At 66.1% G+C, this 21,091-nt stretch carries 16 protein-coding genes and 1 pseudogene; 6 read left to right on the forward strand and 11 right to left on the reverse strand.

Annotated features, from left to right (window positions below; all coding sequences use genetic code 11):
* Positions 1–27 precede the first annotated feature (27 nt).
* Together M3461_10735 and M3461_10740 are read right to left on the reverse strand one after the other, a co-directional pair.
* Positions 28–363 carry a hypothetical protein gene (locus M3461_10735; GenBank protein MDQ3774792.1) on the reverse strand — a complete coding sequence of 112 codons (336 nt, stop codon included), beginning with the start codon at positions 361–363 and terminating at the stop codon, positions 28–30.
* A gap of 831 nt (positions 364–1,194) precedes the next feature.
* The gene (locus tag M3461_10740) at positions 1,195–1,509 is read right to left on the reverse strand and encodes a transposase (GenBank protein MDQ3774793.1); all 315 of its coding nucleotides are present in this window, start codon (positions 1,507–1,509) and stop codon (positions 1,195–1,197) included.
* Positions 1,510–1,736: 227 nt separating this feature from the next.
* Between M3461_10740 and M3461_10745 the strand changes: the two are divergent.
* The 6 genes and pseudogenes from M3461_10745 to ntrC all read left to right on the forward strand — a co-directional run bounded on the left by M3461_10745 (position 1,737) and on the right by ntrC (position 7,111).
* Positions 1,737–1,928, forward strand: a pseudogene (locus tag M3461_10745) (IS1634 family transposase).
* A gap of 286 nt (positions 1,929–2,214) precedes the next feature.
* Positions 2,215–2,406, forward strand: coding sequence for a lipoprotein (locus tag M3461_10750; protein MDQ3774794.1), 192 nt, complete (start codon positions 2,215–2,217; stop codon positions 2,404–2,406).
* Entirely contained in the window at positions 2,384–3,631 is a 1,248-nt protein-coding gene (gene lysA / locus M3461_10755; GenBank protein MDQ3774795.1) for a diaminopimelate decarboxylase, read from the forward strand. Before M3461_10750 ends, lysA begins: the two co-directional genes overlap by 23 nt.
* Before the next feature lie 207 nt (positions 3,632–3,838).
* Positions 3,839–4,405, forward strand: a complete 567-nt coding sequence (locus M3461_10760; protein ID MDQ3774796.1) for a DUF4124 domain-containing protein — start codon at positions 3,839–3,841, stop codon at positions 4,403–4,405.
* A 237-nt stretch (positions 4,406–4,642) separates the two neighbouring features.
* A complete protein-coding gene (gene glnL / locus M3461_10765; protein MDQ3774797.1) occupies positions 4,643–5,686 on the forward strand; it encodes a nitrogen regulation protein NR(II) in 1,044 nt (347 codons plus the stop codon).
* A 15-nt stretch (positions 5,687–5,701) separates the two neighbouring features.
* Positions 5,702–7,111 (forward strand): nitrogen regulation protein NR(I), encoded by a 1,410-nt coding sequence (gene ntrC, locus M3461_10770; GenBank protein ID MDQ3774798.1) that lies wholly within the window; start codon positions 5,702–5,704, stop codon positions 7,109–7,111.
* A 16-nt stretch (positions 7,112–7,127) separates the two neighbouring features.
* On the opposite strand, the gene hemB is transcribed toward ntrC, so the two are convergent.
* From hemB to tsaE, 9 genes are all read right to left on the reverse strand, one after another.
* Positions 7,128–8,084 (reverse strand): porphobilinogen synthase, encoded by a 957-nt coding sequence (gene hemB / locus M3461_10775; protein MDQ3774799.1) that lies wholly within the window; start codon positions 8,082–8,084, stop codon positions 7,128–7,130.
* A 220-nt stretch (positions 8,085–8,304) separates the two neighbouring features.
* Positions 8,305–9,072, reverse strand: a complete 768-nt coding sequence (locus M3461_10780) for a hypothetical protein (protein ID MDQ3774800.1) — start codon at positions 9,070–9,072, stop codon at positions 8,305–8,307.
* A 164-nt stretch (positions 9,073–9,236) separates the two neighbouring features.
* Positions 9,237–12,794, reverse strand: a complete 3,558-nt coding sequence (locus tag M3461_10785) for a protein kinase (GenBank protein ID MDQ3774801.1) — start codon at positions 12,792–12,794, stop codon at positions 9,237–9,239.
* Positions 12,795–12,803: 9 nt separating this feature from the next.
* Positions 12,804–13,604: a Stp1/IreP family PP2C-type Ser/Thr phosphatase gene (locus M3461_10790; GenBank protein ID MDQ3774802.1), complete on the reverse strand. Its 801-nt coding sequence runs from the start codon at positions 13,602–13,604 to the stop codon at positions 12,804–12,806.
* Positions 13,605–13,779: 175 nt separating this feature from the next.
* Entirely contained in the window at positions 13,780–15,651 is a 1,872-nt protein-coding gene (locus tag M3461_10795; protein ID MDQ3774803.1) for a hypothetical protein, read from the reverse strand.
* Between the two features lie 9 nt (positions 15,652–15,660).
* Positions 15,661–16,578, reverse strand: coding sequence for a hypothetical protein (locus M3461_10800; GenBank protein MDQ3774804.1), 918 nt, complete (start codon positions 16,576–16,578; stop codon positions 15,661–15,663).
* Positions 16,579–16,598: 20 nt separating this feature from the next.
* Positions 16,599–19,031, reverse strand: a complete 2,433-nt coding sequence (locus M3461_10805) for a cyclic nucleotide-binding domain-containing protein (protein MDQ3774805.1) — start codon at positions 19,029–19,031, stop codon at positions 16,599–16,601.
* Positions 19,032–19,096: 65 nt separating this feature from the next.
* Positions 19,097–20,449: a cytochrome c family protein gene (locus M3461_10810; protein ID MDQ3774806.1), complete on the reverse strand. Its 1,353-nt coding sequence runs from the start codon at positions 20,447–20,449 to the stop codon at positions 19,097–19,099.
* Between the two features lie 124 nt (positions 20,450–20,573).
* On the reverse strand, positions 20,574–21,080 hold the full coding sequence (gene tsaE / locus M3461_10815; GenBank protein ID MDQ3774807.1) for a tRNA (adenosine(37)-N6)-threonylcarbamoyltransferase complex ATPase subunit type 1 TsaE: 507 nt from the start codon (positions 21,078–21,080) through the stop codon (positions 20,574–20,576).
* Between the last annotated feature and the right edge of the window lie 11 nt (positions 21,081–21,091).

The raw sequence follows: 21,091 nt of genomic DNA on the forward strand, positions 1-21,091 counted from the left end.
ATGATACCCGGACATCAAGACAGCCTCTCATTGGATTCCTGCTGAGACTACGTGGTCTGGTTCGTGGGCCTGAATCCCTCGACGCCTCAGCACGGCATCAGCGTACTCGCTCTGTGTGCAGTTGACCATCAATTCGCGGTGAATCAATCCGGCCGCATGATCCAGCACTGCTTCAAACAGCTCCAACTGCCCTTCCCCGTCAATGAAATTGTGCGGATGGGTCCACACCAGCGCGACTCCCCCGGACTCGGTGGCATGGTCCAGTATGCGCTTCCAGCGCGTCAGGGTAACCGCGGTCGGTATTCGCCTCCTGATTCCAAAACGCCAGCTCAGGAAAAATCCGGGAGGAATGGCGACAGGCATGTCCGGATCGGGGTGCCGGGAGTGCTCTTGCCTGCGCGAGAAAATGTTTGCCTCCCGCGCTAACTGAGTCGCCGAACAGGTCCGGGTGTGCCCGATACTCCTCCGGCTCCATCGTAAATGCGCCGACGAAAGCGAACGTGACTCTCAGCTTGCGCCGCTCAAACGCTCGAAGCAGTTCCGAGTACACACGCGCCAGATTCCGGTTGGTGATGACGGTAGCGTGATGAGCCGACAAGTGATCCGCCATCCCCCACTTGCCTTCGCAGTCCAGCGACACGATCAGGGTCCCGTGCCTCATTGGCAACTAGAGATATAGTGCGCCGCGGAATGAAAGTTCTCACGGAACCGGCGCTGAAAAGCGCCCAGCGCTACCACTTGTGCGTGTCTTCCAGATACGTTTAGCCGCACAGGCCGTCCTCGTACAATGTCATCAGCCGCCCTGCCTCTTCCTAGCCGATCTTACCTTCCCGCAAGGACGCTCTCACATCGCGCCTCAATTGCGGCACCAGCGTGTCGGCGTTGAACTGCACATAGTTCAAAGGATAGGCAATTCAACGCGAGTTAGCAACAGGTGTTGTCGGGTCGGACGGGCCGGCCGGTGCTTGGGTGGTCCCGGAGGGGGTGGGAAGAGGCGTTCGGGCTGACCCGGGCCGGATTTCGGGTGGGTGTAGGGGCTGTGGGGTGACGGATAGCCGAACGGACAAGCGAGAGCCGGGTGCTCGGACGAGAGTCCCTCGGTGTCGGACAAGGCACTTTAACCGGCAGGAAGCGTCCGAGTGGGAAGGCGCTTACCCGCTCAGCTGATCGAACTCATAAGCCCTGCGCGGGCGGTCACTGCAGCACAGAGGGGGCGTTAGGCGGGAGCACGCCGTGATACCGATGGCGATGCCGGCGCGGGGATGGGACCAAAGCCGCCAGCCGGTCCAGGAATTCCAGGGGCGTGAAGGCGAGCACCGTCTGCCCGTCGTGGCGGGCCTTGGGAGTGAATAGACCACCCGCTGGCCTCGCGGCGCCCAAGCTAACCGCTCGCTGGCGAAGGTCGGGCGGGCACAATACCGCCACATGTCGCTTCTCAAGCACTTCGTCGCCGACGACGACTCCGGCGAAGCGGTGAGCGTGAAATTCGACGACGACCCGGACGATCAAACGCAGTCCTGCCGAGCGCGACCGACTTCAACGGCCTCATCCGGCACGACCTGGAGATTCCCGCCGGGAAAGCCCGCGAGCTTCTGGACGCGCAGCAGTCAACCTCCGGGTGGCTGTCCTTCACGGCCTCCGCCGAAGGCTTTGAGGGCAAGGGCCGCGCCCGCATGATCGAGCCGCGGGGCCTGTCAATCGTCTCCGACATTGACGGCACGATCAGAGTTCGACCCGAGGAGACCGTGCGCGCCTACAAAGACCTGGCCCACGTCGAGCCGGCGTTTCGCAGCTACAAGACCCTCGACCTCAAGGTCCGCCTCATCTACCATCACTTGGCCGATCGGGTCCGTGCCCACGTCTTTCTCTGCATGCTCGCCTATTACGTCGAGTGGCACATGCGTCAAGCGCTCGCGCCGCTCTTGTTCGACGCGGCGGGTATTCGGGCAGCGCGTGCACATGGGTCACGGCCACCTCGCACACCACGACCTAGAGCGTGGCGCCGAAAACCTTGCTCGCCGAGCCTCCATCAAGCTCCGCACGTCCGGGCCTGGATGGCTGAACGGCCGGAAAGCCGCGGCCGGGGATCTGCCCTGTCGGGCGCGCCGAGGATGTGGCGGGAGATCCCGAGCGCAGCAGATCTTTTCACAGGCCCTCCGTCTGGTGAATGCGGGCAATGCCACTCCACGTCCTGGACTTTGGTATCCTCTGCCCATGCGCACACCCCGTGACACCAGCCCTCGTCCCGCGCCTATCCGGTTGCCCCACAGCGGGCCGGCCCGGCGTTTCATCGTCGGCCTGTTGCTCCTCTCCTTCCTCGTGGCCTGTGGCCAGAAGGGCAGCCTGTATCGCGAGAAGAAACCCGAGTCACGCCTCACCTCGGATGCAGCCTTTCTATTACCGTAACGGCGCGCTCTACGTCGAGGGGCTAGCGCTCACGGCCATCGCCGAGGAGTTCGGGACCCCGTGTTACGTCTATTCTCGGGGCGGGATCGAGGGCGCCTGGCGCGCCTTCGACGGCGCCTTCGGCAGCCATCCGCATCTCGTCTGTTACGCCGTCAAGGCCAACGGCAACCTCGCCGTCCTGAACCTCCTGGCGCGCCTGGGCTCGGGTTTCGATATCGTCTCGGGGGGCGAGCTGGAGCGCGTCCTCAGTGCCGGGGGAGACCCGGGAAAGATCGTGTTTTCGGGGGTCGGCAAGCGCGCCGATGAGATGCTGCACGCCCTGGAAGTCGGGATCCATTGCTTCAACATCGAATCCCTGCCGGAGTTGAGGCGCCTGGATCAGATCGCGTCGAGGATCGACGTGCGTGCGCCGGTGGCGATCCGCGTCAACCCCGATGTCGATGCGAAGACCCACCCCTACATCGCCACCGGCACGAAGGCCAGCAAGTTCGGTATCCCCGCACGAGACGCGGAGGCCGTGTATGCAGAAGCCATAGACCTGGCGTATATCGACGTGCGCGGGATCGCCGTGCACATCGGCTCGCAGCTCACCCGCCTCGATCCCGTGCTCGAGGCTCTGGACCAGGTACTCGGCCTCGTGGCACGGCTCGATGCACAAGGCATCGCATTGAGGCATATCGACATCGGCGGTGGCCTAGGCATCCGCTACCGCGAAGAATCGCCGCCGACGCCCGCGGCGTACGCGAAAGCCATCCTGACCCGCCTGGGCGGCACGCCGCTCTCGGTCATCACCGAGCCGGGACGCGCGGTGGTGGGGCCGAACGGCGTGCTCTTGACGCGCGTCGAATACCTGAAGGACGTGGAGCAGAGGCACTTCGCCATCGTCGATGCCGCCATGAACGATCTGGTGAGACCCGCGCTCTACGACGCCTGGCACGACATCGTACCGGTCGAACGCAGCCCGGGTCCCGAGCGCCGCTATGAGATCGCCGGGCCGGTGTGTGAATCGGGCGACTTGCTCGGCTCGGGGCGCGCCCTGAACCTCGCGCCCGGCGATGTCCTGGCCGTCTGTGCCGCGGGGGCTTATGGTTCCTCCATGAGCTCGACCTATAACACAAGGCCGCGCGCCGCCGAGGTCCTGGCGGACGGCGAGCGCATCCATCTGGTCCGGCGCCGCGGAACCGTGCAGGACCTCATGAGCGGAGAGGTGATCCCGCCGGCCTAGGCGCGGCAAGGGCTATCACGGCGAGGGTGGTGCACGCGGAACCGGCAATGCACATCATCGGTGCGCACGCTCCTCCGATGCGAGCGTTCCGCGAGACGGTGGGCCGGCAACTGGCGTCCACCGCACCACTGCCCTCGCAGCAGGGCGGTGGTGGGAAATCCGGGCTAGAATCTTGCCCCGCGCCGCGCGCTTGTCTATGCTCCCTGCATGCATCGGCTGGTCTTGTGTCTAGGGCTTTGGAGCGCGGCCTCGCCCGCCGCGGAGGTCTACCGATGGGTCGATCCCGACGGCAACATCCAGTATTCCGATCAGCCCCGACCGAATGCTCAGGTGATCCGGATCCCCCAGGCGCCGGCCGCCCCGGCGCCGGCACCCCCACCGGGGGCGGCACCGGCCGGCGATCCGGCGTCCTCGGACCCGGCTGCACCCAAGTTTGCCGGATACGACAAGATCGCGGTCGTCAACCCACCCAATGACGGCACGGTGTGGGACAACTCCGGCAACGTGTCCATCGAGATCGCCGTGGCGCCGGCACTGCAAGGGACGCTGGGCCACAAGCTGGTCGTGCTGCTCAATGGGATCCCATTAGGTGAACCGATTACCGCCACCAGCTTCACGGTGACCAACCTCGATCGCAATACCTACACACTACACGCGCGGATCGTCGATGCGGGTGGCGAGGTGCTGGGCGAATCACCGCCCTCGGTGTTCCATATGAAGCGCATCTCCGTAGCCCCGGCAGCGCCACCTGCGGCGCCTCCCGCAACCCCGTAACACCGCGCCTTGATCCGGACCCCGACCGGCGGCGCGTCGTGGGGGGCACACTCCTCTCGCGTGGTCTGGATTTTGCCCACTGCCCATTAGCGCCGCACCGGCACGCGCCGCCTACCCCCACCGGATCCCGGGGCATAAACGTAAGCCCGCGATTTTGCTGATCTATCTAATCCTCGAGGCGAGCGTCATGGTGCGTCATGGCACGCACCGGCGTGGTGCGTCGCAGGGAAGAAAGGTATGATCAAGCACGCTCAGGCGGGCTGGTTGTTCGATAATCTCTGCACCGCCGTGCTGCTGTTCGATCACGAGACCAGACTTATACTCATCAACGCCGCCGGCGAGCATCTCTTGTCGGCAAGCGCGCGCAAGGTGCTCGGGCGCGCCTCCGACGAACTGTTTCGGGACACCGCGCTCACCACCGCCCTGGAGCGCGTGCAGGCCAGTGGACAGCCGGTGACCGAATGGGGTGTGGACCTTACCACCCCCTGGGGCACGAGGATCTCACTCGATTTCACGGCCGCCCCGCTGTTCCAGGGCACCAGGATATCGCACATCCTGGTCGAGATGACCAATGCCGATCGCTACCGTCGCGTGCTGCGCGACGAGGCCGTGGCCACCCGGCAGAACGCCATTCGCACCATGCTCAAGGGCATGGCCCATGAGGTCAAGAACCCGCTGGGCGGGATCCGCGGCGCGGCACAACTGCTCGAACGCGAGCTACCCGAATACGCCGAGTACACTCGCCTCATCGTCGACGAGGTGGACCGGCTGCGCGGTCTCGTGGACCGCATGCTGGTCCCGAACTACCGCCCGCACAAACGCACCATCAACATCCACGAGGTCCTGGAGCACGTGCGCACCCTGGTGAGCGCCGAGGGTCCGCCCACCTTGACGGTGGAGCGGGACTACGACCCGAGCCTGCCGGCGCTGCTCGCCGACCGCGACCAGTTGATCCAGGCCTTCCTCAATATGGTGCGCAACGCAGTGCAGGCCCTGTGCGGGATTGGAAAAGTGGTGTTGAGGACGCGCGCCGATCGCCAGGTTACCATCGGCGTAAACCGCTACCGGATGGTGATCCGCATCGACATCATCGACAATGGGCCGGGCGTGCCTGCGGAGGTCCGCGACGATATCTTCTACCCCATGGTCAGCGGCCGGGCCGACGGCACCGGACTCGGACTCTCGATCGCCCAGGCCCTCATCTACGGCCACGGGGGGCTCATCGAATTCACCTCCCAACCGGGCGAGACACGCTTCACGGTGCGCCTGCCCACTCTCTGATATGGCTCGAAAACCATGAGCAATCAAGATGAAATCTGGGTCATCGATGACGACCGCGCGATCCGCTGGGTGCTGGAGAAGGCCTTGACGCGCGTGGATATGCACGTCGTCAGCTTCGAAAACGCCGACAGCGCGATCCGCAGGCTCGCGAACGGCCCCCCCGACGCCATCGTCTGCGACATCCGCATGCCGGGCACGGACGGCCTGTCCCTGCTCGACTACGTCCACCGCCGATTCGCAGAGATCCCGATCATCATCATGACCGCCTACGCCGATCTCGAACGGGCCGTGGCCGCGTTTCAGGGCGGCGCGTTCGAGTACCTGCCGAAGCCTTTCGACGTCGATGAGGCTATCGCCATCGTGCGCCGCGCGGTCCGCCAGCGACCGGTGCCTATCCAAAGCCCCGGGATCGCGGGGGCCGGGCGCGGCGGGGAGCCCGAGATCATCGGCGCGGCGCCGGCGATGCAGGAGGTGTTTCGGGCCATCGGGCGACTGTCGCGCTCTCATGTCACCGTGCTGTTAACGGGCGAATCAGGGACCGGGAAAGAGCTGGTGGCGCGCGCCCTACACCGTCACAGCCCACGCGCCGAGCGCGCCTTCGTCGCCCTCAACACCGCCGCCATCCCGCGCGAATTACTGGAATCGGAGCTGTTCGGCCACGAGCGGGGCGCCTTCACCGGGGCCAGCAGCCAGCGCATCGGACGTTTCGAGCAGGCCAACGGCGGGACGCTGTTCCTCGACGAGATCGGCGACATGCCCCCCGAGCTCCAGACCCGGCTGTTGCGGGTCCTGGCCGACGGTCAGTTTTACCGCGTGGGCGGGCACGAGCCCCTCAAGGTCGATGTACGTGTCATCGCCGCCACCCACCAGGACCTCGATCAGCGCGTCCAGGAGGGCGGCTTCCGTGAGGACCTGTTCCACCGCCTGAACGTGATCCGACTGCGCATCCCGCCGCTGCGCCAGCGGCGCAGCGACATCCCGCTGCTCGCCGATCACTTCCTGGCGGCCGCGGCCCGGGAGCTGAGCGTCGAGGCCAAAGTGCTGCACCCCGATGCGGGCAGTTACTTGACCACTTACCATTGGCCCGGCAATGTACGCCAGCTGGAAAACGTGTGTCGCTGGCTCACGGTCATGGCGCCGGCCCAGGAGATCCACCTGGAGGACCTGCCGCCGGAGTTGCGCGAGGTGCCGGTCAACGGCGAGCGCGACGACTGGGAGGCCGTGCTGCGGCGCTGGGCGGAACAGGCCCTGGCACGGGGCGAACGGCAGATCCTCGACCAGGCCGTGCCGAGCTTCGAGCGGGTGATGATCTCGACCGCCCTGGAAAGGACCGGCGGGCGCCGGCAGGACGCGGCCAAGCTCCTCGGCTGGGGCCGCAACACCCTGACCCGCAAGATCCAGGAGCTCGGAATGCGGGATGTCTAGCCCGGCCGCAGCCGCGTCAGGCCAACCACTGTGCCGCCTTCTTGGCGAAATAGGTCAGGACGGCATCCGCACCCGCTCGCTTGCAGGCGAGTAAGCACTCCAGGACCACGGCGCGCTCGTCGAGCCAGCCGTTCCCGGCCGCCGCGACGATCATGGCGTACTCGCCGCTGACCTGATAGACCAGGGTCGGCACACCGAAACGGCGTTTGACGCGATGGACGATGTCGAGATAGGGGAGCCCCGGCTTCACCATCACCATGTCGGCGCCCTCGGCGATATCCAGGGCGACCTCGCGGAGCGCCTCGTCACTGTTGGCCGGGTCCATCTGGTAGCTCAGCTTGTCACCACCGCCGAGAGCGGCCCGCGATCCCACGGCATCCCGGAACGGAGCGTAGAGACCGGAGGCATATTTGGCCGAGTAGGCCAGGATCCGGGTATTCACATGACCCTCGCCCTCCAGGACCCGACGGATCGCCTTGACGCGCCCGTCCATCATGTCCGAGGGCGCGACCACATCTGCCCCCGCCCGCGCATGCGAGAGCGCCTGCTGGGCCAGGACCTCCACGGTGGCATCGTTCAAGACGTCACCCTGGTCATCGATGAGCCCGTCTTGGCCGTGGGTGGTGTAAGGGTCCAGGGCGACATCGGTGATGACCCCGAGACCGGGCACGGTGGCCTTCAAGGCGCGCACCGCGCGCTGCACCAGACCCTCGGGGTTGTAGGCCTCCCGGCCGTCGGCGCTCTTCGCTTGGGGCTCGGGCACGGGGAACAGGGCCAAGGCCGGTATGCCGAGACGCGCGAGGTCTTGGGCCTCCGCCGACAGGAGATCGAGACTCAGGCGCTCGATCCCGGGCATGGAGCCGATGGGCTCGCGCCTGCCCTCGCCTTCCACGACGAATAGGGGGCAGATGAGATCATCTGCAGTGAGGCGGTGCTCCCGCATGAGCCTGCGGGAAAAGGCGTCGCGCCGCATGCGGCGCGGGCGCCTCAAGAGGACCGGGTTCACCGGCGATCTCCTGCGCCCGAGCGCCAGGCGACGCTCGGCAGTGTCGTAAGGCCAGCGCCACGGCGAGGCGCGGAGAAGTCGGCTAGCCCGCATTTCTCACGACGGCCCGTCGCGAGACCGCCGAGGCGCCGGCCCGCCAGACCGAGCGGATCGGCGGTCGCAATAGGGTGGTGGTGAGAAATGTAGGCTAGAAGCTGGGCGGAATGAACACGGCCTTGAGCAACCGGCCCTGCGCAGAAAGGGCCTCGGCGTCCACACGCGCCCCGACCCGGCCTTCGTCCCGTTCCTGCTCGGCCGCGGCGACACGGCGCTCGAGCCGATCGAGGCCCGGATTCGACACTCGGTGATCCCTCGCGATCTGACCTGCGACCTCCCAGTAGCGTCGGGCGTCATGCACCCGGCCACCCCCCAGTGCGACCTCACTCTCATGCAGGTACTGGCCGACCAGTCGGGCGAGCACCCGGTGCGCCAGGGGCTGGCGTTGCAGGGCCACCGCGCTCGCCCCATGCGGACGGGCTTCCACGCCATCCATGCGCTCCGCCACGGCGCTCAACGGCGCCGTGCTGAGATTGAATCGATACGCCACGCCCTGCCCCCGCGACCGATACGCCTGCGCCCTGGCCAGTTCCTGCTGCCTCAACGCCTCGGCCCGGTCCAGAGCGGCGTCGGCGATAAGACCGTAGCGCGCGACGACGGCGCGAAGGATCCCTCGGGCTTCGGGGTGACCGGGCGCAAGGTCCAGCACCTCTTGGGCATAGGAGACGGCATTATGGCCCGAGGGGAGGGTGAGCCGATCCTCCGCCAAGGCGCGATCCGCCTGGACGAGAATGCCTGCGATGCGGGCGGATGGACCCGGCCGCTTCTGTTCGGCACCCGGGGAGAGCCCCGGGTAGGCCGCCAGCACGAATACCCACACGACCATTCCGCGCCGGAAGTTGGTTGAGATCATGGTCATGTCGAGACCTCGAAACAAGCTGAATCTACCCAATACATGGGAAAGTTCCCTCATCCTAACGGTCATGTCGTCTTGTCGTCACTCCGGACAAGTGAAAGATGACTTTCACGGCAACCTTCTCCCCGCGTCGAATTCGCCTTGTACAGCCTGGATTCTGCGATCATCTAGAACGAAGGAGGCACGAATACCTTCGACCTCTCCCCCACCGGCTCCTTCGGCGGAGCCGCCGGGGGCGAAACCTCCGGGGGCGGTGGCGAGACGATCGGCGTCCGCTTCTCACGCGCACGCCGTTCCACTTCGGCGATCTCGTGTCGCTTGGCGCTAAGACGCCGATCCAGGCGACGAAGTTCCACGTCCGGCAACCGGTAACCTTTCACGACGCGCTCGGCGGCCCGATAATGACCGTCCGCTACCGCGAGATCCTCGCCGGCCACGGCCAACTCACCCATCGCCACATAGCGGCCTACCACCTCCTGGAGGATCTGAAGGCCTTCATAGCGGCCCTTATCCAGGGTGAGCATCTGGGCGGCAAGCTCCACGGCGTTGTTACCCCCGGGACTGGTCAGCCGGTTGCCGGCCAGCGCCGACCGCGCCTTCTTGCGTAGATCCGCGAGCTGCTGCTCGCGGCGGCGGGCCTCCGCCTGCTCCTGCTGCAACTGCGTCGCGAGCGCCGTTTCGCGCTCCTGCTTCTCGCGCTCCGCCTGCTCCGCCTTCTGCCGGGCGAGCTTTTCACGCTCCAGCCTGTCGCGCTCCGCCTGCGCCGATTCCGCTTTCTGCCTGGCCAGCCTTTCCCGCTCCAGCCTATCGCGTTCCTGTGCCAGGCTATCCTCTGCCGCCCTGTCGCGCTCGGCTTTTTCGCGCGCCTGGATCACGGCGGTCGCGTTGCCGTGCTCGGCGGCCGCGATCCGGGCCGTGAGATCACGCATCGGGTCGACGCTCAGGCGAAACTCCGAGGCGATGTCCCCCGCCTGGCGCTCCAAGTCACGGGCCTTCGCGAAGCCCGCATCGGCCACCGCCTTGTCGGCCAGTGCAATGTAACGGTCGCGCACCCCGGCAGCAAGACCCTGCGCCTCCAAGTTCCCCGGATCCAGGCTGACCAGATCGCGCAGGTGTTTCAGGGCGTTGTCGTTCGCGGGCGCCGTCAAGCGGTCCTGGGCGATGGCCCGAGTGGCCTTTTCGACCAGATCCTCGATCTTCACTTCGCGGCCCGCCAGCGCCGCTTTCTCTTCTTGCGTCTCACGGGCAAGGCGTTCGGCCTCGGTGATCCGCTCGGACAGCTTCGCGATGCCCTGGCTCGGCACCTGGTAGTCGGAGGCCAGCTTCGCGGCCGTGTCACGCCGGCCCCTGGCCGTTTCCATATCACCGGCCCCGAGCGCTCCATCGGCCTCATGGACCACGGCATCGACGACACTGCCGATCACGCGCAGGGCCTCGGCGTTCTTGGGTTCGAGGCCCAGCACCGCCCGCGCATGCCCGACGGCGCTGTCCTCGGCGGGGGCCGTCCAGCGGCCCGCCTCGGCGGCGGCCCGCGCCTTGTCCAGAAGCCCCCTGACGCGCGCCGTCCGTTCTTCCACAGCGCGCTGCTGCACAGCCAAGCGTTCCTTCTCCTCGCCCTGTCGCCGCGCTTCTGCGGCGCGCCGTGCGGTCAGGTCGTTGAGCTTGGCCTCGGGGAGACCATACCGCTGCACCAACGCACGTGCTTCTGCTTCACGGGCGCCGCCCGCCGCGAGGTCGCCGCGGGCGAGCGCCTCTTCCATCCCCTTGAGCGCCCCTTGGAGCGCATCGTCGAGGATCTGCCGCGCCTCGGTCTGGTCCGGCACCAGGCCCAAGACCTCCTGGGCCCGCGCCGCGGCCTCCGTGAACTTCTCCGACGCAAGCGCCGCCCGCGAGGCCGCGATCAGCTCGCCGATATGGCGTTCTCGTTCTGCTTTCTCCCGTTCTGCCCGTTCGATCGCGGTGCGCCGCGACTCCTCGGCGGCGATACCGCCCACGAGCGCCACCACACTGCGCTTATCCAGCTTACGGTCATCCAGCGCATAGTCCCTGACCAGGGTCTCCGCCTCGGCGAGCCGCGCCTTGGCGTCGGTCAGCTTGCCCTGTTGGAGCGCCGACTGCCCGGCGGTCACGAGACGGGCGACGGCCGTGATCACGATGTCTTTTGCTTCGCCTTGGTCCGGTACCCACTTCAAGACGTCCTGTGCCAGAGACACGGCCGTGTCACCGGGCCCAACCACCTTTCCCGCCGCCAGCGCCTGCTTCGCCTGCGCGAGCCACCGCGCTATCTCCTCCGGATCGGGAGGTCGCATCAGCTCACGGACCCCCAGCGATACGCCGACCAGTACGGCGAGTCCCAGTGCAGCGCCCGCGACGCGCCGCCACCCGAGCCGCGACAGCCATCCCAGCACCGGCCGCAACCCCTCACCGATCCGGACACCCCACGAGGGTGCGGGCGATGCGATGGGTTTCCCGAGCCCCGGGGCCTTCTTCGCGTCGATGACCGTGCCGAGCCGGGTCCCGAAGGTGGACAGCTCATCGACCGTGGTCGCCCCGGCCTCAGTGGTCACCGGGGCGCGTGGTTGCAGCGGTGGCACGATCTCCGCCCCGATTTGCGTGTCCAAAGCCTGCGTCGGCACCTGGGACGCGCTTTTCGGCACCGGAGTGCGCACCACCTCGAGCCTCGGGCCCGGGGGCTGATGGTGGGGGGCCTGACGGGGGGGCGCCTGATAGGCGTCGTCCATGAGCCCGCTACGGCTGCTCGAAGTGGGCATCTCGGCCTGCTTGTGCGCCAGGTTGCCGTCGGTGACGACCACCGGGCGTTTCTGCCCGCCCCGCTGACGAGGCGCGCGCGGGCCTGAATCCTGGTCGCGCGAGCCCCTGCGGTGCAACTCCCAGCCGACCACATCGTCGCGCAGTATCGGCACCAATGCGGCAATGAATTCGGAGGCCCGCTGAAATCGGTCTTCCGGCGCCTTCTCCAGGGACCGCATGATGGCCTCGTCGACCGCTTCGGGCAGATCGGGAATGATCTGGCGTACCGGCACGGCGCGTTCCTCGACCTGCGCCTTCATGAGCTCGAACTCACCCAGGCCCTCGAACGGCACATGCCCGGTGAGCATCTTGTAGAGCACGATTCCGAGCGCGTAGATATCCGAACGCGTATCGATGCTGCGGCCGAGGATCTGTTCGGGGGACATGTACTTGGTCGTCCCGACCACGATGCCCGCCTTGGTGAATCCGGATTCTCCGAGGACACGCGCGATCCCGAAATCCAGGACCTTCAGGGTATCGCGCTCGCTGACCATCATGTTGGCCGGCTTGATGTCACGGTGGATGATGCCCTGCTTATGGGCGTGGTCGATGGCCCGGAGCGCATCCATGAAGAGCTCCAGCGCGTATCGCCACGGCAGCCCACCGACGCAGTCCGCGACGAGGACGTCGAGGGTCTGGCCCGGCGCGAACTCCATGACCATGTAATAGTTGTTACCGTCATGGATGAAGTTGTAGAGGGTCGCGATATTGGAATGGTTGAGCTTGGCCAGCACTACCGCTTCCTTGCGGAAACGCTGGAGGATCTCGGGTCGGCGCGCGAGCTCGGTACGCATGACCTTGATGGCGACATCGCGATCGAGGTTGATGTCCACGCCCCGGAACACCTCCCCCATTCCACCCTCGCCGATCTTCTCGACGATCTGGTAGCAGTTGGCGATCACTTCGTTGAGCATGGTAGCTATCTACGGCGCCGCCTCGGCTCTCACCCGGAAGACCCCCACGCTGATGTTGTCGTGGCCGCCGCGCTGTTTCGCCAGGTCCACCAGACTGTGGCACGCCGCCTCGGGCCCCTCTGCCAAACACGCCCCGCGGATCTCGTCTTCGCGCACGGGGTCATGCAGGCCATCGGAACACAGGACGAAGGTATCGCCGTCGCGGAGCTCCACGGGATCCTTCCACACGAAGAGATCGACGCTGGGGCGCACCCCCAAGGCCCTGGAGATGACGTTCCTGTTGGGATGAGAGCGCGCCTGCTCCGGGCTCAAGATCCCGGCCTTGACCATCTCCCGAACCAAGGAGTGGTCTTCCGTCATCAGACGGATCTGCCCGTCGCGGATGAGATACAGGCGGCTGTCGCCGACGTGGGCGCAGTGGGCGAGCGATTCGGTCAACACCAGCGCGGTGCAGGTGGTCCCCATGCCATGATAGGTCTCGTCCGTGAGCGACAGGTCATAGATCTCCCGGTTCGCCCTCTCCAGGGCGGTCTCTAGGGCTTTGCGGCCTTCTCCCGGTTCCTGGTAGTAAATGCGGCGCGCGACCTGGACGGCCAGCTCGCTCGCTAAACCGCCCGCGAGGTGCCCTCCCATACCGTCGGCGACCACCGCAAGGGCACCCTTGCTACTCCGTACCGCGGGGTCATCGGCCGCGAAGAAGTCGATGTGGTCCTCATTGTGGTCGCGCTGGCAACCGGTGTCGGTCGCGATACTCGCGTCTATCCGGCACGTGAGTCCATGCAAAACGCGCTGATCCGCCGCGGTCTTCATCGACCCGGTTCGACCCAAGACCCGAAACAAGCGCCGATTCGCCATACGGGAACCCATTCGAGCCCGTCCGGCTCGATCCCATAAACCCGTCTAAGTTAGCACGCCGGTGCGAAAGATTCACCGGGACCGGGAAAATACTCCGGAAGGAAGGCCGGTTCCGTGCCAAAGGGGCGCATCACTGCTCCATCGACGCCTGGCCGGCCGGATCATCCGTGAGATCCGCCGACGGCACCGCCGCCGCCTGGCGAGGGGGGGCTAGGTCGCCCGGTTGGGTCCGCGCCCGGCCATCCATCGCGAACTTCGGCGAGATATGGAAGCCGTGGCAGGAGATGCAGGTCGACTGAACCCGATCCCTCGACCCGGGATCGCCATGGCACTCCCGGCAGGTCGCGATACCGGTGATCAGCACATCCTCGCTGTTCTCGGAATCGGCCACGCTCTTGATGCAATCGGCCGTGCGCTTCTCGGGATCCGCCACGCCCCTATGCAATGTAGAGGGGCCGCAATCGGCGGGCCGGAAGCCATGGCAGTCCGCGCATGCCACCGTGGCGTGCCGGCCGTGGTCGAAGCGGGCCAAGGGGTACCAGGTACGGGCGATGCGCACCGGCACGATGTCCCACCCGAAGACCGATTGTGCCTTCTCATCGACCTGGTGGCACTTCGCGCAGGCGCGATACTCGAAAAGCTCTTTACCCGCCTGCCGGGCCCGCCGCGCCGCGCTTTCCACGCCCTCGGAGCGCTCCGGCGGGGTGGCCTGCCGCCCGGGGCGGCGCCGGGACAGGACATCCGGCTCGCCGGTATCGATATCGGACCGCTCCAGGGTACGCAGGCCGTAATAGGCCTTGAGGTCGTCGAGCACCCGGCCGACGTGGCCGTGAGGCACCTCGCGCTTCGGATCGTCGATCTCGAAGGCGAGCTGGTGGCAGCGATGGCAATGCTGCTCGAAGCGGATGGGCGCCATGAGCCGTCCCCCCGGTTCGGGGACGTGGCAGCTCGCGCAGTCGAGCACCACCACCTTGCCATCAGGCCCCTGGACCCCCGTCTTGTCGAGATGGCTTTCGTGGGGGAAGAACAGGTTCGAGCGCTCCTTCAGTGCCTCCCATCGTTCCATTCCGATGCGCTCGGACTGGTCTTTCCCACCCACGTGAGTAACGAAGGTGGCGCGAAACTCCGGGTGGTCATCCGCGAACCCCCCTTCGATGTCGAGGAGCTTGGAATCCGCCGCGGTCTCTTTCATATCGCGGTGGCAGTCGAGGCACAGGCCTTCGTCCTGCCGGGTCAGGGCCGGCGCCCCGCCGTGCTCTTTATGGCAAGCGGCGCATTGCTTGTCGGCGAGTGCCGGGAGCTTGAAGCGCTCGACATCGAAGTGATGCGGCTGGTCCTTGTGGCATTCGGCGCAGGCGCTCGCGCGTACCGAGACGAAGGCCCGTTCGTGACACTTGTTGCAATCGTCGCTGAAATAGCGATGGCCCTCGGTGAGCCCCCCGGTGCTCCACGCGTGATCGCTCACACCTGGGATGGTCCCGCGCAGGAACCCCTGCATCGCTGCCCACTGGTGAGCGACGAGCGGCACGACGAAAAACAGCGTGAGGATCGTGATGCTCAGGATCCAGGACCAGCCGCGCACGCCGAGGCGCAGGCCCTTTTCCGGGCCGCTGCCCGAGGCCGACGCGACGCGCTTCTCGACCTCCTGGTCGGGATCGGCACGCACCTGCGCGATCTCCAGGACCAGGTCATGACCGCCCTCCGGAGGCCGCACGGTGATGCGGTGATCGCCGATGCCCACCTGATCGCCCACGGCCAGGAAGGCGGACTGGACCGGCTCGTCGTTGTGACGGATCCCGGAGGGCACCGCCGACTGGATCACGAAACGCCCGGGGCCCGCCCCGACCACCGTGGCATGGTGCAGGGCCACGCGCAGGTCCGAAAGGTACAGGTCCTGGTCCGTGGACCGCCCAATGGTGAGATGGTCGCCCTCGAACCTTCGGTCCTGGTGGGAGACGACGCCTCGACTCCTCCGGACGACGGCGCGCAAGAGGCAACGCATCGACGGCGCTTACCAGTAAAAGAAGACCGTGACCACGTGAACGGTCAGGGCCGCGAGCAGCGCGATCGACAAGGGCAGATGGAGATAGAGCCAGGACTTGAGGAGTTTGCGGTAGACGATATCGCGCTGCACCCGAATCACCAGGGCCTTTTTGCTGGTGACGAGATCGAGCAAGCGGTGCCCCAGGGCGGCGCGGGCACTGTCGCGAAAGCCGGCGAGCTGATCGGCCACGAAGAACACCGTGGCTTCGCCTCCGATCTGCGGTACGACGGCCGGTAGCGGCGCCGGAGGTTCGGCATCCCCGGCGATGGACTTGATCTCACGGCCGAGGTCCTCCAGCCCCCTGCTCACGCCGCCCAGTGCATCGCGCCACGACGTCGTGCCGAACGACGTGCGCTCGATGGAGCGCAGGATCATCTGATGGGCCTTGTCGCCCATCTCTGCCGCGATCTGGAGGCATTGCCGGTCCAGATCGCCGATCTCCGACAGCATGGCGTCGATCGCCATGCCGCCCTTGTTGTCCGTCAGGCGGGCCGGATAGCGGACATACGTAAAAATTCCATAGGCGCCGCTCACGATGACCATGATCATGAGCACGTAAGTCAAGGTATGAACGTTCCAGCCAAACTTGAATCCGCAGTGCAGGGTGGCGACGACGAGGAGCGCCGATCCCAGATACACGTGTCCAGACAACCAGCCGGACACCTGACCGAGCTTCGAGTGATACTGGCGTTTGCGGATCCCGTACCACAAGAGCCACAGGATCAGACCGGCCCCGATGGTGCCCAGCGTATAGCCCAGCCACGTGCCCCCGTTGGGACCGTGCGGTGGATCGTGGAGCGCGTAGGCCAGGATCGAGAGTACGATGAGTCCCAGGCCGAGCTTGAGATAGAAAAACTTGCGGTAAGCCAGAAACGACTCGTGCACCGCTCGTCCCCCGCTCGTCCCTAGGACCTGTCGAGCGTCGTGCCGCGTGTCACCGTCAGGAACTGTTCCGGGCTCACGCGTATCGCCGCGCCCGTGGGACAGGCCCGCACGCAGGCGGGACCCCCGGCCAGGTCCTTACACATATCGCACTTCGTGGCTATCTTCGCTGCCCCGGCATCGTGATGGCCGGAGATCTCCTCTCCGGGCGCCCGCCCCTTGCCGAACAGGAACCATGACAGGAGATTCACGGGCTTCGGCTCTTCCTTCACCGCCATCTGAATGACCCCATAGGGGCAATTGGTCTCGCAATTCCCACAACCGATGCAACTGTCCAGGATGATGACCTCGCCATTGGGTGCCCGGCGCAGGGCATCCGGCGGGCAGTCCTTCATGCAGTGCGGGTGCTCGCAGTGCCGGCACGAGGTCGGGACATGGATGAAAGCGAAGGTCGGGCCCGCCTCCCGGTCCAGACGCGAGGTGCCGCCATGGGTTTCGGCGCAGGCCTTTTCGCAGTGATCGCAGCGCACACACAAGGTCTCGTCGATGAGCAACACGTCCGTTGCCTCGCCGACCCCCTGATTCACCAGGAAGGAGATGAGATCGCCCGCGCCCTCGGGGCTCTGTTGGACCTTGGCCGACTGCCCCGCCAGCAGATCCCGCGCCTTGCTCTGCATCTTGCCCTCGATATCCGGCCAACGCGACAGCAGGGCCTTGAAGGCCGTGCCATCGAGCCGGATGGTCTCCGTTTCGATCGACGCACGCACCGTCGCGGAACGGGGGCTGTCGGTCAAGAGCGCCATCTCTCCGACATAGTTGCCTGCCGCCACATAGGAGAGCACCCTTTCCCGCCCCCCGATGTCGCGCGCCACGGTGACCGATCCCTTGCGGATCAGGTGCAGGCTGTCGCCGGGATCGCCTTCCTTGAACAATACCTTACCGGCATCGAAGCGCTCGATGCGGGCGCTCGCCACCACCTCCCGCAGGGCCTCGGCGGGCAGCTCCGGCGCGATCTGCGATTGAATCGCGCGCCGCAGGAAGGTGTCGTCGATGATGCGTTTGACCGAGGCCACGGAATTGATGAGCTTGTTCATCGAACGTCGCGGCGTCTCGATCAAGATGCAGCGCTCACCGGCCGTCACCGTGGCGTTGCGCCGGCGTCCGGAGATGAGGCCCATCTCGCCGAAAAAGTCCCCCTTCGTCAAAGCCACGCGCTTGGAGGCGTCGTTCGGATCGACATGGATATCGACCCCTCCGCGCACGATCGAAAAGAAGGTATCCGAGTAGTCATTGAGCTCGAACAGGACCTCGCCGCGTTTCGGCGCCCGGATCACGCTGTCGAGCAGGAACTCGCGCAACTGCAAGGTGGTCAAGCCCGATAGAACCGGCACGTTCTTCTTGATCACCTCCAGGGCCGAGGCCACGCTGCGGATCTCGACCACGGCGCGGAACTTGTCGCGCAACACCGGTTCATCGGCCGGCTCGATGGCCCGGCCCTCGATGAACTCGACGACCTCATAGCCTTGATTCATGGCCTGCTTGATGAGCGGATAACCGGCCAGCGCACCGATGATGTAAAGGCCCCGCACATTGGATTCATATTGGGCGCTGACGGCCGGCACGGCGTTCGGGTCATCATTGGGAAACTCGATCCCGCAGGACTCGACGAACTTCCGGGGCGGCATGGCGCCCAGGCGTGCGATGACGCGATCGCAGCCGACGGCCACCTCGCCGTCCGCTGTCTTGACGAAGAGGACACCCGGTTTCCCGTTCCGGTCGGAGGCCGCCTCGGCCCGCACCGGGGCGCTGTTATACAGGCACTCGATGGCGCCGTCTTGGATGGCCCGCTCTATCCCGTTGCGATTGCCTTCCTTGGCGCGGTCGAAATCATCGCGGCGGTTGATGATGATGACTTTGTTGTGCGCGGCCAGCGCGACGGCGTTCTCGATGGCGGAGTCCCCGGCCCCGACCACGACGATGGTCTCGTTCTCGTATTCGTCCGGGTCGTCGAGCTGATATTGAACGAAGGGCAGGTTTTCCCCGGGCACACCGAGCTTACGCAGGTTGCCTTGCAGGCCGGTGGCCAGCACCACGAACTCGGCGCTCACGACCTCCCCGGCGGCGAGGCTCACGCTGAAGTTGCCTGGTGTCCCCCCGACGACCGCGACCTCGGCCCCGTGCCGCACATTGACGCGCAGCCGTTCCTTGGCCTCGTCCCACACCGACAGCACGAGCTCGCGCGAGCCGGCTTCGAAACCGATGCTGCTGCGCAAGGGCAGGACGGTGGGCTCCGCCATCACCAGCTTGCCCTTCTGATAGCGATAGATGGTATTGGAGAGGTGCGGCGCGGCTTCCAGGAGGACGTGCGAAACCCCGAGCTCGGCGGCCCGCGCAGCCGCGCTGAGTCCCGCCGGACCGGCACCGATGACCGCTATCTTATAGGCTTTTGCCGTCATCCGGGGAACGGGTGCCGTGCCGGTTTTCTACAGATCCCGACCGGATCCCGATAGTCATGGAGACGTCACGACCTCGGGGTCCGAGCCGCCAGGGTCTGGAGAACCGTCGACAGTTGCTCGGGCCGATACTTATCGGGGTCTTCGAGGACCGCGTAGAGCCTGTTCATGACCTCCGTGAGTTCGGCCTTCTCGCCGGCCGTCAACGACCCGGTCTCTTCGAGCACGTCCTTGATCGACGCCATCGCCATCACGGCCTGTTCCGCTGCCCCGTAATCGTTGTACTCGCCGGAGGCCCCCTGGCTCGCCATGACTTGCAACATCGCCTTCATGTCGGCGGCGGAAAAACTGTGCTGGACCAAAATCCCGCGCAGATTCGCCGTCACCTCGCCGAGCCGGGCGGCCGCGGCTTGCACCGAGGCCTGGTCCTTTATCGTCGCCTGGTGCAGGTCTTCGACGGCACGCTTGAAACGCTCGCCGAGATCGGGGGCGAGCCGGCTGGCTATCTGGCTTAGGATCAGGAAATTGGCATCGTTGAGCCGCACCACACCGGGCCCGAGCGCACGGGTCAACTCGCGCGGCCGCCAGCGCCGATCGCTCATCGGGTGATGGCAGGCGTGGCAATCGTAGAACGCCAGCTCCGGCCACGGGCCTATGCCCCGATACTTGGGGCTGGCCAGTAATTTCAGGAACCTCTCCACCGCGATCAATTGACCGATCGCCCACACCTGCACGCCGGAGAATACCTGTTTGCGTTTGCGATAGTCCTCGTCGACCTTGTAATGCGCGGGCTGCAGCTCGGTGAAGGTGTCGAGCTCGAAGCTGATGCGCGGATGCCCCGCACCCATGATGCGATGCGTGGCGAATTTATCATCGGTGCCGAGATGGCACGAGAGACACAGGAGCGCCCGCGACTCGGGCGTTTCGGTGGGGTACATCCCGGCATCGAGGTTCTGTTGCCGGGTATTCTCCCCCGATACATGGGGCCCGAGGTAACGCTTGGAACCGCCGTGACAGGCCTCGCAGCCGACGCCATCGGAGAGCTGGAAGCGCTTGCCCCGCCGGTCCTCCGCGGCATTGTCCGAATGGCAGTCCAGGCAGATCTCGGCCTCGTGCGCCGCCTTGAGCCCGAGGTTGCGGGCGATGCGTTTGGATTGGTCGTTCAGGAGCACCTTGTAGGCGCGCGCGTGCTTGTCCTTGCGCTGCCAGATCACGAACTCGTTCTGATTGATGGCGGCGTTCTGGAACGGCCGCGTGGCCCCGTGACAGGTGCTGCCGGCGCAGGTCACGACACCGAGATGCGAATCGCCACCGTACTGGGGCAAGGTCGGCGCCTCGGACTGCGCCGTCGCGCTGCCGGAGAGCCAGGCGAGGACGACGATAATCGGTTTAACCTTGCGGAGCGCGGGTGTCTGTGGCATATCGACCCTCCGTTAACCGTTCCGGTGGGGTAGGACACGGCATTATTGCACAGCGAACCTACAGTTCAACCGACGCTTGCTGCGGTTTCCCGGTCCCCGACCGAAGGTCTAACCCGAGCTTCTTTTAACCCAGGGCCGACAGGACCACCCTCCCCCACGGCGTCCGAGCGCACATCACGACGACGCGACCCGTTCCGACGATATCGATGCGCACCTCGAGGTCGGGCGCGACCGCGGCCCGTGCCCCGCGCTCCGGCCATTCGATGAGGCATAGCGCGGTCCCGTCCAGGTAATCGCGAAAACCGAGCCCTTCGAGATCGGCGACGCCGGAGAGCCGATAGAGGTCGAAGTGGTTCACGGCCCGCCTCCCATCCGGTTCCTCCAGCTCATAGGGCTCGACCAGGGTAAAGGTCGGGCTCTTCACCGCCCCGCGGTGTCCCAGCGCCCGCAGGAATCCCCGCACCAGGGTGGTCTTGCCGGCGCCGAGATCGCCGGAAAGGAACACGACCCCGCCCGAGCCCGCCAAAGCAGAGAAAAAGGTGGCGCCCGAACCCGCAATGGCACCCGCCAGGCGCGCGCCCAGGGCCTCCATGTCCTCGGGCCTCGGGACCTCGAAGCGCGCCTCGGCCAACGCCGGCCCCT

Source organism: Pseudomonadota bacterium (genome assembly GCA_030860485.1).
Classification (GTDB): Bacteria; Pseudomonadota; Gammaproteobacteria; order JACCXJ01; family JACCXJ01; genus JACCXJ01.